This window comes from Pseudomonas sp. Tof1, assembly GCF_055390395.1.
The window spans coordinates 4,623,247-4,637,913 of record NZ_AP024344.1; the positions used below are offsets into that span (position 1 = coordinate 4,623,247).

At 61.8% G+C, this 14,667-nt stretch carries 10 protein-coding genes and 1 pseudogene; 4 read left to right on the top strand and 7 right to left on the bottom strand.

Annotated elements, in window-relative coordinates; all coding sequences use genetic code 11:
• Positions 1-7: 7 nt before the first annotated feature.
• Positions 8-1,888: an ATP-binding protein gene (locus ACZ5KU_RS20690; RefSeq protein ID WP_054058092.1), complete on the bottom strand. Its 1,881-nt coding sequence runs from the start codon at positions 1,886-1,888 to the stop codon at positions 8-10.
• 170 nt (positions 1,889-2,058) lie between these two features.
• Positions 2,059-2,877, bottom strand: coding sequence for an alpha/beta fold hydrolase (locus ACZ5KU_RS20695; protein ID WP_054058093.1), 819 nt, complete (start codon positions 2,875-2,877; stop codon positions 2,059-2,061).
• Between the two features lie 390 nt (positions 2,878-3,267).
• Here ACZ5KU_RS20695 and ACZ5KU_RS20700 point away from each other — a divergent pair, with 390 nt between their 5' ends.
• The 4 genes from ACZ5KU_RS20700 to ACZ5KU_RS20715 all read left to right on the top strand — a co-directional run bounded on the left by ACZ5KU_RS20700 (position 3,268) and on the right by ACZ5KU_RS20715 (position 8,118).
• Entirely contained in the window at positions 3,268-4,311 is a 1,044-nt protein-coding gene (locus ACZ5KU_RS20700) for an N-acetylmuramidase family protein (RefSeq protein ID WP_054058094.1), read from the top strand.
• A 1-nt stretch (position 4,312) separates the two neighbouring features.
• Entirely contained in the window at positions 4,313-4,915 is a 603-nt protein-coding gene (locus tag ACZ5KU_RS20705) for a hypothetical protein (RefSeq protein WP_054064449.1), read from the top strand.
• Between the two features lie 327 nt (positions 4,916-5,242).
• Positions 5,243-7,090: an acyltransferase family protein gene (locus tag ACZ5KU_RS20710; protein WP_464736165.1), complete on the top strand. Its 1,848-nt coding sequence runs from the start codon at positions 5,243-5,245 to the stop codon at positions 7,088-7,090.
• Between the two features lie 158 nt (positions 7,091-7,248).
• Positions 7,249-8,118 (top strand): isocitrate lyase/PEP mutase family protein, encoded by an 870-nt coding sequence (locus ACZ5KU_RS20715; protein WP_054058097.1) that lies wholly within the window; start codon positions 7,249-7,251, stop codon positions 8,116-8,118.
• Between the two features lie 60 nt (positions 8,119-8,178).
• Here the strand turns inward: ACZ5KU_RS20715 and ACZ5KU_RS20720 are convergent.
• From ACZ5KU_RS20720 to ACZ5KU_RS20740, 5 genes and pseudogenes are all read right to left on the bottom strand, one after another.
• A pseudogene (locus tag ACZ5KU_RS20720) lies at positions 8,179-9,290 on the bottom strand (alkene reductase).
• A gap of 163 nt (positions 9,291-9,453) precedes the next feature.
• Complete coding sequence (locus ACZ5KU_RS20725) at positions 9,454-10,422, bottom strand: XdhC family protein (protein WP_464736166.1); 969 nt, start codon at positions 10,420-10,422, stop codon at positions 9,454-9,456.
• A 50-nt stretch (positions 10,423-10,472) separates the two neighbouring features.
• Positions 10,473-12,707: a xanthine dehydrogenase family protein molybdopterin-binding subunit gene (locus ACZ5KU_RS20730; RefSeq protein ID WP_464736167.1), complete on the bottom strand. Its 2,235-nt coding sequence runs from the start codon at positions 12,705-12,707 to the stop codon at positions 10,473-10,475.
• A complete protein-coding gene (locus ACZ5KU_RS20735; protein WP_464736168.1) occupies positions 12,691-13,173 on the bottom strand; it encodes a (2Fe-2S)-binding protein in 483 nt (160 codons plus the stop codon). Before ACZ5KU_RS20735 ends, ACZ5KU_RS20730 begins: the two co-directional genes overlap by 17 nt.
• Positions 13,170-14,363 (bottom strand): c-type cytochrome, encoded by a 1,194-nt coding sequence (locus tag ACZ5KU_RS20740; protein ID WP_416769716.1) that lies wholly within the window; start codon positions 14,361-14,363, stop codon positions 13,170-13,172. Before ACZ5KU_RS20740 ends, ACZ5KU_RS20735 begins: the two co-directional genes overlap by 4 nt.
• Between the last annotated feature and the right edge of the window lie 304 nt (positions 14,364-14,667).

A 14,667-nucleotide genomic window follows, 5' to 3' on the forward strand; every position in this document is an offset into this window, starting at 1 on the left:
CTTCGGCTCAGGCCCCCTCGACCACCGGAGCGCTGACCTCGAACTGCGCCCGGTGGTCCGCCGAGCGGCGCAGGACATCGGCGAACCCCTGGAAGCTGGCCGGCTTGGTCAAGATGTCGTTGGCGCCAGCGGCCCGGAAATGCTCGATTTCGTTCGAAAAGGCACTCGCAGTGAAGGCGACGATGTAGCACCTGTCGCCCAACGGCAATTCACGGATCCGCCGGATGGCTTCCATGCCGTCCATGCCCGGCATGTTGATATCCATCAGGATCACTGCCGGCAAGGCCCGCCGGCACCTGTCCAGCGCCTCGAGGCCATCGCAGGCCAGGTCCGGTTCGTACCCCAGGGTCTGCAGCATCGCCGTGGCAACCTTCTGGTTCAGTTCGTGGTTCTCCACCAGCAGGATGTCCAGCGGATAGTGCCTGGCGAACGAGGCGTCGAATTCCAGTGCCGGGTGCTCGCCGGCGACCGGAATTTCCTGTTCGGAGAAAGGCTCGATCGGCAACGAAAACGCAAAGGTCGAACCGACGCCGAACAGGCTGCTGAACGACAGGATGCCGCCCTGGGCCTCGATCAGGTTCTTGCAGATCGACAACCCCAGGCCGCTACCGGTGAAACGCTGATTGTTCGCGCCCTCGAACTGGGTGAACGGCTTGAACAGGCTGCCATGCCGCTCTGCGGGAATACCGACGCCGGTGTCACGAATGGAGAAGTTCAGCCGCGGCGGTGACTCGCTGTCGCCGAGCGACACCGTCAGCGACACCTCTCCGGTCTCGGTGAACTTGATCGCATTGCCCAGCAGATTGATCAGGATCTGGCGCAGGCGATCAGGATCGGTCTTGACCAGGTTCGGCACCTGCGGGAATACCGTGACCTCAAGCGTGACCGGCTTGTCACGCAGGTTCTGCCGGACCATCTCGACGCTCGAGGCGACCAGGCTGTGCAGTTCGAACACGCGAGGCCTGAGATCGAGTTTTCCCGACTCGATCTTGGCCAGGTCGAGAATGTCGTCGATCAGCGCCAGCAGCGTCTTGCCGCTGGTGTGAATGGTGCCCAGCAGATCGCTCTGCTGCGCAGTCAGGGGCGTTGCCCAGAGCAGGTCGGTCGCGCCGATCACCCCGTACATGGGCGTGCGGATCTCATGGCTCATGGTCGCCAGGAACTGGCTTTTCATCCGGTCCGCTTCTTCGGCGGCGATCTTGGCCTGCTTCAGGACCTGCTCGTTGGTCTGCAGCTGGCGCAGATGGGTGCGCATGCGCAGCGCGTCGATGACAAACAGCAGGCTGAAGGACAGGAAAACCAGGATGGCCAATACGATGTGGTGCAGGGAGTCCTGGTTCAGCTCGTGGTAGTAGTCGGCCAGGGTGATTTCCGCCCCGGCGACATAGGGCGTGCCGTCCTGGGACTTCATGGGCACGAAGACCGCACGAAAGTCGCCCCAGTGATCGGTGTAGTCGATCCAGCTCGGCCCCGTCTGGTCGAAGCTGTCGAGCAGGGTCTGGCTGGCATCGGGGTAAGGATCGAAGAAGCGGACGAAGTTGTTTTCCTGGACTTCCTTGGCCGAAGCACTGGAGCTGACCAGAATGGCCTCACCGCCCCGCTTGATCACGGTGTAGACGAAGGCGGTGCCCATGGACTCGTTGAAACGCGAAAGCTTGCGGATGGCATCCAGGTCCTCCGCTTCGGACTTCGAATGCCTGTCGACCAGATCATTGTGGTAGCGGTCGCCGAGAATCGCTGCCCCACCCAGTGCCGCATGCAACAGCTTGTTGTTGATGCTGTCGGTCAGAATGCGTTGAGCCTGGGCGTGAAGATAGTAGATGTAGCCACTGACACCGACGACGTAGACAAGCAGCAAAATTCCAATTTTTCGCCTGACCTTGAACATGCGATACGGCCTCCATTGCCGTCTGACACCGGGCTCCACAAGCTCTTCCCGGGTATCGCCGTCGAGAATAAGTCATGCGTGGGGAAAACACACCCCCGTCAGGTCATGCTGAGGTTCACGCAGGTGCCCAGGGGAACCGGCTCGCCGACAAGCCGGTTCCCGCCCGGTCGTCAGTCGCGGAGGAAGGCGAGCAGGTCTTCGTTCAGTTGAGCGGCGTGAGTCACCGCGAAACCGTGCGGAGCGCCGGCATAGACCTTCAGGCGGGCCCCGGGGATCAACGCGGCCGCCAGCTTGCCGGTGGCTTCCAGAGGCACGATCTGGTCGTCGTCGCCGTGGATCACCAGCGTCGGTACGTCGATGGTGGCCATGTCCGCACGGAAGTCGGTTTCGGAGAATGCGCTCACGCAATCCAGGGTGCCCTTGAGCGAGGCCAGCAGGGCAATGTTCAGGGTCTGGGTCAGCACGCCCTGGGAAACCACCTGGCCGTGATTGATGCCGTAGAACGGCGCGGCGAAATCGGCGATGAACTGCGCACGGTCCTTGAGCAGGCCGGCCTTGATGCCATCGAATACCGCCTGGGGCACGCCCTGCGGGTGGTCTTCGGTCTGGATGAACAGCGGGGTCACCGCGCCCAGCAGGACCAGCCCGGCCACCCGCTTGCTGCCGTGACGGGCGATGTAGCGGCTGACATCGCCACCGCCCATGGAGAAGCCCACCAGGGTGACGGCTTCGAGGTCCAGGTGCTCGATCAGTTGGGCCAGATCGTCGGCGAAGGTGTCGTAGTCATAACCGCTCCAGGGCTGGCTGGAACGACCAAAACCGCGCCGGTCGAAAGCGATGGTGCGATAGCCACGGCTGCTCAGGTACTCCATCTGGTATTCCCACATGTCCGCATCCAGCGGCCAGCCATGGCTGAACAGCACCGGCTTGCCTGTGCCCCAGTCCTTGTAATAGATCTCGGTGCCATCACGTGTCACGAATGTGCTCATACAAACTCCTGTGGGTCATGGGTCGAATCGGCAAGGAGGCAAGCCGCAAGCAGCGCTGCGGGCTCACCGGCGAGCGGCCATCGGGCTGCCCGTCCCGCCTACTATCCCCGGAACCCGCCACGCGGAATTGCAGGCATGTGCTGTCTCGTCCAGCCCACGCAACGAATCGGCGGCAGGCAGTATGCACCCGCAATCACAGGGTGCGGTTGTGCTGTTCCCCGCCATTGGATGATGGCCATTTCACAACTTTCCAAACAGCCTCTGGACAACCCAAAAACTGCTTGTTAGTTTCCGCCAGCCAAATGTTTCAACGTATGATAGAGATACAGAAATGATATTAAAGTGATGGCACTTTCTGTCTTTCTCTACAACATAACAAGGATGTCGACGATGAAAAATCTGCAGGGTTTGCCTAGCCTTATCAGTGCGTCAGTAGGTGCCCCCGGCAAGGCTCGAAACTTGCCCGCCGATGTTCAATGCATCCAGTACTTGTTTAACCTGATCATCCCGAAGATGGGTTTCCCGCTGCAGGAAAATGGCAAGTGCGACGCCCAGTTGGTGCAGTGCATCAGCCAGTATCAGTTCCGCCATCTCAAGTACGCCCACCCTGATGGCGTCGTCGACCCGACCGGCCGAACCTTCAACAGCCTGATCGAAGAAGCGATCAAGGTGCCGGTCAAGCCGAACTTCGGCCTGCGCCTGCCGACTTTCTTCAACGCATTCGCCAACAGTGGCGGCGATGTCCAGGCCACGGTCAACCACTACCTGGACCGCATGCGCGCGATGATCGAAGCCGAGCGGCGCAACCGCCAGATGGTGCTGCAGGCCACGTGCGACGGCAACATGACCCTGAGCGACACCGACTTCCAGAATGCCGCCACGCAACTGGGCAACGGCATTCCTGTGAACATCATCAAGGCCTTCGCCACCGTCGAATCCGGTGGCCGCTCCGGTTTCGGCCCGGCCAAACTGCCGGTGATCGCCTTCGAAGGGCATACCTTCCGCAAGTACACCAAGAGCAAGTACGACAAGACCCATCCGCTGCTGTCCTACCCCTATGTGAAAAAGGCCGGCCCCCAGTGGCAGGTCAATAACAAGGATCAGGCCAAGGCCTGGGAAACCATGGCCACCGCTTTCGGCCTGGATCAGGAAGCCGCCTTGATGTCGGCGTCCTGGGGCATGTTTCAGGTCATGGGTTTCAACTATGCCGCCTGTGGCTACAAGAATGTCTTTGAATTCGTCACCGACATGAAACTCAATGCCGGTACGCAACTCAAGGCATTCGTCGGCTTTTGCCTGAAGAGCCCGGCCTTGATAAAGGCGATGAAGAACAAGGATTACGTCGGCATGGCGTCCAACTACAACGGCAAGGATTATGGCGACTATGACTCGCGCATTAAAAAGGCCTACGAAAAACTTGAAGGAAAAAAATGACATGACGCGTAAATTCTCCGTTTGCCGCTGGCTGATCGCCGGGGCGATTTCGCTGTGTGCCGGCACCTCGGCCTTCGCCGCAGAGCTGCATTCGGGCAAGTATGAGCAGTTGATGCTGGCGGTCACGCCGGATCACCAGGTCGAAGGGTTCTATGCCGAAGAGCGTGGTGAAGGCAACACCTTCAGTTGCGCCTTCTACCTGCAGGGCAAGCCCGCGACCCTGTCGACCTGGCTCGACGAAGTCTATCCGGGCAGCGTGAAACCCTCGGCCGATGGCGTGACCCTGACCGTGGAACAGGGCCAACAGCACCCCGGCTGCATGAATGTACTGATGCCGGAAATCGCCACCGGCCTGGACCTGACCCGGACCGCGAGCAAGAACTGGATCGGACTGGTCACCGTCTCGGCTGACAAGGCCCTGCTGCAGAAGACCCCGGACGCCAAGGCCACCAAGGGCCCCTACATCGTCAAGGGCGATGTCGTCGGCGTACTGGCCTACAAGGATGGCGCCGCGCAGGTCGAGTTCACCAATGCCAAGGACCGCACCTTCACCGGCTGGATCAGCCAGGACCAGTACTCGCGCCTGAGCGTACCCCAGCACTGATCCCCTGCCTTTGCGTGGGAGCGGCGGTCCGACTGGCCCGCCGCCCCTGCAACCGTGACAATGCGGCGCCCTCTCACGGAAAGCCCTCTCCACGCCACGCTCTGGCCATCCTTGGCCAGATTCGAGCAAGACGGACCTACCCTCCTCTGCCTCACTGGTTTACTCTGCCCCGGTCAAATGCCGACGCAACAGGCATGGAACCGTGTTCCAGGACCTCACATGCCGCTTTCATGCATGGTTCCCGCTGACACATTTTTCGACTAAAAATGCACCTCTCGCCTCTTCGAATTGAAAGAATCACTCCGGTGGCAAAAGGATTTCGGCAAAATGGGAATGCTTCGCTTGTTTCTGGCTTTATCGGTTCTCGTACACCATACCCCGAAAGCGCCTTTCCATTGGCTTCATGCCTCAATCGCGGTGATGTTCTTTTTCATGATTTCGGGGTTCTACATGACCCTGGTCATCAACGAGAAATACCTAAAATCCGACACACCGTGGATCGCCAGATTCTATCTCTCCCGAGTATTCAGGATATTCCCTGTGTACCTGGCCATGCTGCTGTTCATGATAGCCTGGTACTTCTATACCGACACGCCAAATGTCTTCACCGCCAACATGGGACATGGTTTCTCAGGCCAGGCCAGCCTGGTCTTCATGAATCTGTTCATTCTCGGCCAGGACTGGCACCAGCTGACAGCCTATTCACTCGCCAGTTACGACAGCAATGCCTATACGAGCTTTATCGGCTCGCACATCGATAGTTCCTATTTTAAGAACACCATAATGCTCATTGGGCAGGCCTGGACACTCTCAATCGAGCTCATATTCTACATTCTGGCGCCATTCATCGTTCACAGTCGCCGCAGAATCATCATCGTGCTGATTACCAGCCTGCTGGTGCGCCTGGTGTTCTGGGACATGCGGGAAACGTTCAACCCGTTTGGCTGGGGATATTACTTCCTGCCTTCGACGCTGTGTTTTTTCCTCATGGGAAGCCTGGGCTACTATTTCTACCGAAAACTGATCAAGTGGCCGCTGCTGGAAAACGCGACCATACCGGTTAACCTCATCGTACTCGGCGGCACTCTTTACATACTGTTGTCCGGTGGTTACCCAGTCGTCAGCAGAGCCACAGGCTACGATACGCTGCCACTCTGGCTGTTCTATTGCGCCTTTGCCTTCTGCCTGCCCTTTGTTTTCCTGCTCTGGAAAGACAGTCGTATCGATCGCTGGCTGGGCGAGTTCAGCTACCCGCTCTACATCGTTCATGGACTGATCATCGGCATGATGCTGGGGGATGTCGGCCTACCCGAGGGAACCTACTCAACCCAGGCGATCATCATCGGAACTTCGCTCCTGGTTGCCTGGTTTGCCTGTTTCGCCATTGAAACGCCCTTCAATAAATGGCGGCAGCGCAAGATCGTCACTGCCGCCTCCCCCGCCTGGTCCACAGGCTTGCGCAAACCATTGGCCTGGACCGGAGCGGCGACGGTCACCGCCTGCCTGTATATTGCCTGGCTGACGTCCTATACACCGAAGCAGGCACCTCCCGCGATCCTCGTGAAGGTCGAGTCGACGCTTCAATACAATATCGTCAACTATGACGACAGGTTTTACGGTGTCCCATTCGGCACGGACATCAAGTGGGGCGGACATAACTATGAACAGACTCCGGGCCTGATCGTCGCCACCACCCAGGAAGAGGTCAGCGAGGCCATTCATAGGAAGTCCGGTAACACGCCTGCCCCCGTGCAGGGGCCTACCGCCACCCTGGTGAAAGTCGAACTGGAGTATCGATACAATATTGTCAACTACGCTAATAAATTCTATGGCATCCAGTTCGGCACCGCGATCGAGTGGGGAGGCCCCGATTATGAAAAGACCCCGGGATTGATCATCGGCGATACTCAGGACGCGGTCAGTGAAGCGATCCAGCAGAAAGTCGCTGAAACCACCTCGGGGACACCCGTGCCGCCCGCCGTCCTGGTGAAGGTGGAAAAGGCGTACCGATATAATATCGTCAGCTATGCCAACAAGTTTTATGGCGTCCAGTTCGATACCACGGTCGAATGGGGCGGGCTGAATTATGAAGAGACTCCGGGACTGATCATCGCCAAAACCCAGGAAGCGGTCATGGAGGCGATCGCCCGGAAAGTCGGCGCGATTGCCCGGTAGAGTCGGCGAGAAGCTTCAGCGCCATGGGCCAAGCCTATGTGCTTGATGCATGGCCTATTCTCAAACGTCATAACTGCCCCCGTTCCCGCGTGGTAGTCTCGCCGGATCAATGAATAGGCATAGATCGTATTTGACGATGGCCAGAACCAGGAAAGATCATGCCGAAAATCTCCCACACCGCTCTTCGTCGCAACTTCCGTGAATTGCTTGCCAAACCAGCCTGTGTCGAAACCGCGTCCGTGTTCGACCCGATGTCCGCGCGGATCGCGGCCGACCTTGGGTTCGAGGTCGGCATCCTCGGTGGCTCGGTCGCCTCGCTGCAGGTGCTGGCAGCCCCCGACTTCGCCCTGATCACCCTGAGTGAATTCGTCGAACAGGCCACGCGGATCGGCCGTGTCGCCCAGTTGCCCTTCATCGCGGACGCCGACCACGGCTATGGTAACGCCCTCAATGTGATGCGTACCGTCGAGGAGCTCGAACGCGCCGGTGTCGCGGCGCTGACGATCGAAGACACCCTGCTGCCTGCGCAGTTCGGCCGCAAGTCCACCGACCTGATCTCCATCGAGGAAGGCATCGGCAAGGTCAAGGCCGCCCTCGAGGCCCGTGTCGACCCGGAGCTGACGATCATCGCCCGGACCAACGCCGGAGTACTGCCGACCCAGGCCATCATCGAACGCACCAGGGCCTATGAAAAGGCCGGCGCCGACGGCATCTGCATGGTCGGCATCAGTGACTTCGAACACCTCGAGCAGATCGCCGAAAACCTCAGCGTACCGCTGATGCTGGTGACCTACGGCAACCCGAAACTCAATGATAGCCAGCGCCTGGCGGACCTGGGCGTGCGTGTGATCGTCGCCGGCCACGGGGCCTACTTCGCCTCGATCAAGGCCACCTACGACAGCCTCCGGGCCCAGCGCCAAGTCACCCACAGCACCTCGAACCTCAGCGCCACCGAGCTGACCCACACCTATACCTTCCCCGAGAGCTACGTGGCCTGGGCGAAAGAGTTCATGGACGTGCAAGAGTGACGCGGGCCGAACGGCAGCGGTAGGCGCTGCAACCTGTCGCCCAGGGACCGGGCGGCCCTGTCACGGGTGGACCGGGTAGTCGATGTAACCCCGCTCGTCACCGCCGAAAAAGGTCGTTGGGTCGGGGGTATTGAGGTCAAGCCCCTCACGGATCCGCCGTGGCAAGTCAGGGTTCGCCAGGAACGCCCGGCCAAAGGCCACAATGTCCGCACGCCCCTCCCGGATCGCCTTTTCTGCGGACGCCGGGTCATATCCCCGGCGATCACCAGCACACCTTGCCAGGCCGCACGCAGCTTCAGGATGATTTCGTCCCAGCGCGGGTCCAGGCTCTCGTCCTTGACCGTGCCGACGACGGCGGGCTCGACCAGGTGCAGGTACGCCAGCCCGTAGCGGTTCAGCGACTCGACGATATAGGTGAAGGTTTCCATTGGCGTGTCGTCGCCCATGCCCATGAACCGCCCCATTGGGGTCAGCCTCACCCCGACGCGATCCGCCCCGATCTCTTTCGAGACCGCCTGCACGATCGCCAACAGCAGGCGGGCACGGTTCTGGTAGGAACCGCCGTAGGGGTCCGTGCGCCTGTTGCTGTTACTGTTGATGAATTGGTCAAGCAGGTAGCCGTTGCCCGCATGGATTTCAACACCGTCCATGCCAGCCTCGATGGCATTGAGCGCAGCATGGCGGTAGTCGTCGATGATGCCGGCGACCTCCTCGGTTTCCAGGGCACGAGGAACCGGTACATCGCCCCATACCCCCTGGCCGTCTTCGTCGACGATGAAGGTCTTGCCCGGTGCCGCGATGGCGCTTGGGGCCACGGGCAACGCATGACCAGGCTGGAAGCTTGGATGCGATACGCGCCCCACATGCCACAACTGCATGAAAATGCGGCCGTCCCGTTCGTGTACCTCATCACTCACCCGCTTCCAGGCTTGAATGTGCGCAGGCGTATAAATGCCGGGGGTCCAGGCATATCCCTGCCCCTGTTGGGAGATTTGCGTGGCCTCGGTAATGATCAGCGCGGCACTGGCTCGCTGGCCGTAATATTCAACCGTCATTTCAGTGGGAACATCCCCCGGCTGGCCGGCGCGCGAGCGGGTCAGAGGCGCCATTGCAATACGATGGGGAAGTTCCAGGGCGCCCACGCGAATGGGCGCGAAAAGATTACCGATCATGGGTCAGTTCCTTTTTCAAGTAGGTTTCAATACAGATGAAAGTTGCCGTGATATTGCTGTTGTTGCGATGTAGCGAGATTAAAATCAAACTTCGAACTTGATAATCACTCGATACCGGGCAAGTGCGTTGCGCAACTCGCAATGGGCTACCGGTCGATCTCGCTCATAGCGCGGTGCGCGCCTTGCCCCGATACACACGCAGGACGTCGGCCATCACGGACAGGGCAATTTCAGCCGGTGTGCGACTGCCGATATCCAGGCCGATGGGCATGTGCAGGCGATCGATATCCGAAGCGGACAGCCGGCCTATCCGCTGCAACCGTTCAGCACGTTTTTCCGAAGTTCGCCGCGAGCCCATGGCGCCGATGTAGAAAGCCGGCGTGTGCACGGCCTCCATCAACGCGAGGTCATCGATCCGGGGATCATGGGTCAGGGCAACAACAGCGGTGGCCTCATGGCAACCGCCGTTGGCAATGTAGACCGAGGGCAACATCGGAATCAGCGCAATGCCCTCGATCGCCAGCACCGCCGCTTCTTCCCGTGGGTCACAGGCGATCACCTCGAACCCGAGCGCACGGGCAAACTGGCCACAGGCCTGGGCGACCGGCGATAACCCCGCGAGCAACAGGCGCAGGGCCGGCCCCAGGTTCAGTTCCAGGCGGTTGCCTGCCCATATCACGGCCTGCGCACCGTCCAGGTGGCGCTTGATGCTGAACTGCCCGCTCTCCAGCTCGATCACCCGCGTCAGTCGGCGCTGCCCACGCAAAGCGTCGAGCAGTTGCCTCAAATGCGCTCGCCACTCAACGCTCGCCTGCCGGTGTTCGACCAGCACGTCCAGGCTGCCGCCGCAGGGCAGTTGCAAGCGGCTGCGCTCTTCGGGCGTCCTCCCATAGCTGACGACCTGGGCTGGCGCCCTATGCTCGCCGCGGCCAAGCGCCTCGATAAATTCCTCTTCCACACAGCCACCGGACAATGAGCCACTGTGGGCACCCGAGCGGATGGCAACCAGCATGGCCCCTGGCGACCTGGGCGCGGAACCGAAGGTCGAGAGCACCGTGCACAGCCATACGCTTTTGCCTTCATCGGCCCAGGCCAGGGCCTGTTCAAGAACCGTCACATCCAGATGCTGCATTTATCTTTACCCTCGCCAATTCCGGCTCAAGCCATCGAACATCGAATGGGTCACCCTTCTTTGTCGAGCGTCCGCGCCAGCGGCAGGGCCAGCCGCCTGTGCCCCGTGGCATCGGCGATCGCGTTGCCCAGGGCGGCCGCCATCGGGCCCTGGACGATTTCAGCCGCGCCCAGGAAAGGTTGACCCGGCTGGTCGATCATGTGCACCTCGACATGCCGGGGCAGTTGAGGAAAACGCAGGATCGGATACCCGCTCCAGTCGTAGCTGCGAACTCCGCCCGCGTCGTAGCTCACCGCTTCGAAGAGGGTCCAACTGCTCGACTGGACGATGCCGCCTTCGACCTGGTTGCGTAGCCCGTCCGGGTTGACGATCTGCCCGACGTCCACGGCGGTGACCACCCGTTCGATCCCGATTTCGCCGGTTTGCGGATGGACCTGGATTTCCACGGCAACGGCGCAATACCCCATGATGTTCTTGTAGCGGGCAAAGCCCATGCCGATACCGCTGCCCGGCATCGAGCCCCGGCGTGGCCAGCCGAATTCATCCCGCGCTCTTTCGATGACGGCCCTTGCCCGAGGGTCGCCGAGATGGGCAAGCCTGAATTCGACAGGATCGACCCCGGCCTGACCGGCCAATTCGTCCAGGCAGGCCTCGATGGCGAACACGTTGATATGCGCCCCCAGCGAGCGCATCGCCGAGGTACGGAACGGCATCTGGGTAATGAAATTCATGTCGATGCTGCTGGAACCCGTCTCGTACAACGGGATCGCGTTGCGGTCACCATCGCCCTCGGGCTGGGCGATCGGAATCGACGGCATAGAGGTGAACGGACGGGCCAGCATCCGGGCCGGTACCAGCCGGCCGGCGTTGGTGATGCGCTCGTTATGTGGCGTCGTCCAGAGTTCGTACTTCCAGTTGCCGATGCGACCGTTGCGGTCCAGGCTGGCCTCAAGCTCGGTGATCATCGCCGAGCTGTAGGGCTCCCAGAGGTTTTCCTGCTCGCGCATCCATTGCACACGCACCGGCACGCCGGGCACGCGCATGGCAATGAGCGCGGCATCGGCGGCGGCGTCATCGGCACCGTTATGCCCGTAGCAACCCGCCCCTTCAACGTGGATACAGCGCACGGCGGTCACCGCCAGGCCGACCATCTCGGCAATCCCGGCACGCAGCGGGAACACGCCCTGGGTATGGGTCCAGACCGTCAGCGTGCCGTCCTTGAACCAGGCCAGCGCACAGGACGGCCCGATCGAGCCATGCATCAGGTAGTGCTTGGTGGCGCGTGCCCGGTAAGTCTTGCCGGCAGAAGGCGCTGCGCTGCCCTCATGCCTGATCGGGTAACGCCGGGACGGCAGGCGGGGCAATAGCTGATGAATGACGGCCTGGTCCGGAATCACCTCGCCACCGCTCCAGGTCGCCGACTCATAACCCGCCCGCATGGCTTTCACCGCCTGCCATTCGTCCCTGGCGACCACCGCCAGGTAGTTGCCATCCCTCAGCACCGCGACGACACCTGGCAAATCCTCGATCGCCCGCGCATCGAATGCGGTGAGCTGACTGCCTGGCCGCGGCGGCCGAATCACGCGGGCATGGAGCATCCCCGGCAGCCGCATGTCCTGGACGAACGCGGCGCCCCCGGTGACTTTTGCCGGAATATCGAGGCGAGGAATCGCGTGACCGATGAGCTTGAACTGTTCGGGTGAGATATCCGGTGACCGGGCCTGGGCATACTGGTGCAGATCCACGCCAGCCACCGCATCGGCATAACTCATCCGGGCACCGGAGGGAGCGGTGATCATGGCATCGCCCGTCTTCAGCGTCGCGACGTCCATGCCCCACTGCCTGGCGGCGGAGTCCAGCAGCATCTGCCGGACCTGCGCGGCGGCGTTGAACAGGGCGGTACCGCTGTCGAAAATCGTATGACTGCCGGCCGTGTAGCCCTCGTTCGGGGTCAGGGCAGTGTCGGCCGTCAGGAAATTCACCTTCCCCGGCGTTACGTCCAGGCGCTCCGCAGCGATCTGCAACAGCGCGGTCCTGACGCCAGTACCGAGTTCCACCTTGCCGGTATAGACGGTGATGCCTTCGGCGCCAATCCGGATCCAGGCATCGAGGTAAGGGTTGGTTCGCAGGCTGCCTGGCAGGTCCGGCGCGAGGACGGCAGTGCCGAGCGTGTCGACTTCGGTATCGGCCAATACCTTGCGGGCCGCCGGCATCAGGGTAAATGCCATCAGCAGGCTGCTGCCCTGGAGAAACGCGCGACGACCGAACTCAGTTTTGGACGACATGGATTCCACCGTTTTCAACGACGCGGGTGATGGCTTCAAGGATGCGAAGGTGCGTACCGCAGCGGCACAGGTTGGTTGCCATGTGCGCGCGGATGGTGTTCTCGTCCGGCCGAGGATTCTTCTCCAGCAGGGCCTGGGCACGCATGATCATGCCGGCGATGCAATAGCCACATTGGGCGGCCTGGGTGTCGATGAACGCCTGCTGCAAGGGGCCGGGGCGTTCGGCACTACCCAGGCTCTCCACGGTGCGGATCTGGCGGCCCGCCATTCCCGCGCACGGGGTCACACAGGAGAACACCGGCTGGTCATCGACGATGACGGTGCAGGCCCCGCACTGGCCCAGCCCGCAGCCATACTTGGCGCCGTTGAGTTCCAGGTGGTTACGCAGGGCATAGAGCAATGGCATGTCCGGATCCAGATCCAGGCTATGCACCTTGCCATTGACAGTGAGATTCACGTTGCTCATCGGGTTTCCTCGCGCAGGGCCTGAATGGTCGAGTCCACATCGCTCCACGGCTGATCGGGATTCGCCTGATGCCGCACGAAGGCGGCCAGGGCTGCCAGTTGCCGGTCGCCCAGGCTGGCAGCGAAAGGCGGCATCGCCGGGCCGGGCTCGCCGGGTGTCGGTGGTATGCCTTCCAGGACGGTCTTGATGAAGTTGCGCGCATCGCGCGCCTGGACGGCGGAGGTCGCCGCGAGCGCTGGCCTGCCATCGATCTTGCGCATGGGTGCCGACGCACCGTGGCAGCCGGCACAGGCGCCCTGGAACAGGTCGCGGCCGAGGTCGGTTGTCGCGGCCGGGGCCGCAATACCCGGTGCCTTGACGGGCGCCCTGGCCTCTTCCGCCGGCAGGCTCAGCAGGTATCCGGCAATCGCTTCGACATCGCTCTGCGGCAGCCGGGCCAGTTCCTGGCTGACCGGGCGCATGGGCCCGGCCGCAGTGCCCTGTTCCGGCACCACGCGAGCCTGCAGATACCCCACCAGTTGCGCCTGGGTCCAGGGATTCTCGCGGCTGGCCAGGCCGAGCAGGGAGGGCGCGGCCCATCCATCGACCACGCCACCGGAGAGTGCCTGGCTGTCCTTCTGCGCACCGAGGAAGTTCAAGGGGGTATGGCAGCCGCCACAATGGCCCGCGCCCTCGACCAGATAACGCCCGCGATTCCACTGCGCCGACTGTTGCGCTGTCGCTTCGAAGGGGGCCGTAGGCAGGAACAGCAGGTTCCAGCCCGACACCAGCGGCCGGATGTTCATCGGGAAGCTCATGCGGTTGGGGGTCGCCGGTTCATGCACCGCCGGCCCGCTCATGAGGTAGCTGTAGGCGTCCGCGATGTCCTGATCGTCGAGCAGGCGATAGTGCTTGTACGGGAAGGCCGGATACAGAAAGTGCCCATCCCGCGACACACCTTCGCGCATGGCCCGCTGGAACGCCTGGAGCGACCACTTGCCAATGCCCGTCTCGGCGTCGGGCGTGATGTTGGTGCTGTAGAGCGTGCCGAACGGCGTCACCAGCGGGAGCCCGCCCGCCAGGTACTTCCCGCCGGGACGGGTGTGACAGACCGCGCAGTCGCCGGCGACCACCACCCTGGCGCCACGGGCAACCTGGGCCGCATCGAAGGCCGGCGGCCGCTCGATCGGATCGATTGCCGGGCGCCACATGAGCCAGAACGCTACAGCCGCGCCCCCGACTCCGAGTGCCACAGCCGCCGTTGCCAAGAGTTTCCTACAGGACATGGATACCCACCTCGCTCTCCTCGTCTCCAACCTCGGCTTGTTCGGTGCCGATCCGTTGAGGGGAATGAGCCTAAATGAGCCTGATGCCCCAGGGTATCGGGCCCTCGCGCAAGGAAGCTTTGCTCATCACGCAACGCTGTCGGCGTTGCGCGACGTGCACAGGTTCGTTGCCGGAAGTGGGTATTCCGGCAACCGGGCCGCCCACATAGGCTGGTGCCTGTCCTTTCAA

What these genes read in the sequence shown, in the direction of transcription:
- ACZ5KU_RS20690 (WP_054058092.1), bottom strand. Translation starts at nt 1,888, where the DNA reads ATGTTCAAGGTCAGGCGAAAAATTGGAATTTTGCTGCTTGTCTACGTC.
- ACZ5KU_RS20730 (WP_464736167.1), bottom strand. Translation starts at nt 12,707, where the DNA reads ATGTCGTCCAAAACTGAGTTCGGTCGTCGCGCGTTTCTCCAGGGCAGC.
- ACZ5KU_RS20715 (WP_054058097.1), top strand. Translation starts at nt 7,249, where the DNA reads ATGCCGAAAATCTCCCACACCGCTCTTCGTCGCAACTTCCGTGAATTG.
- ACZ5KU_RS20700 (WP_054058094.1), top strand. Translation starts at nt 3,268, where the DNA reads ATGAAAAATCTGCAGGGTTTGCCTAGCCTTATCAGTGCGTCAGTAGGT.
- ACZ5KU_RS20735 (WP_464736168.1), bottom strand. Translation starts at nt 13,173, where the DNA reads ATGAGCAACGTGAATCTCACTGTCAATGGCAAGGTGCATAGCCTGGAT.
- ACZ5KU_RS20710 (WP_464736165.1), top strand. Translation starts at nt 5,243, where the DNA reads ATGGGAATGCTTCGCTTGTTTCTGGCTTTATCGGTTCTCGTACACCAT.
- ACZ5KU_RS20725 (WP_464736166.1), bottom strand. Translation starts at nt 10,422, where the DNA reads ATGCAGCATCTGGATGTGACGGTTCTTGAACAGGCCCTGGCCTGGGCC.
- ACZ5KU_RS20705 (WP_054064449.1), top strand. Translation starts at nt 4,313, where the DNA reads ATGACGCGTAAATTCTCCGTTTGCCGCTGGCTGATCGCCGGGGCGATT.
- ACZ5KU_RS20695 (WP_054058093.1), bottom strand. Translation starts at nt 2,877, where the DNA reads ATGAGCACATTCGTGACACGTGATGGCACCGAGATCTATTACAAGGAC.
- ACZ5KU_RS20740 (WP_416769716.1), bottom strand. Translation starts at nt 14,363, where the DNA reads ATGTGGCGCCCGGCAATCGATCCGATCGAGCGGCCGCCGGCCTTCGAT.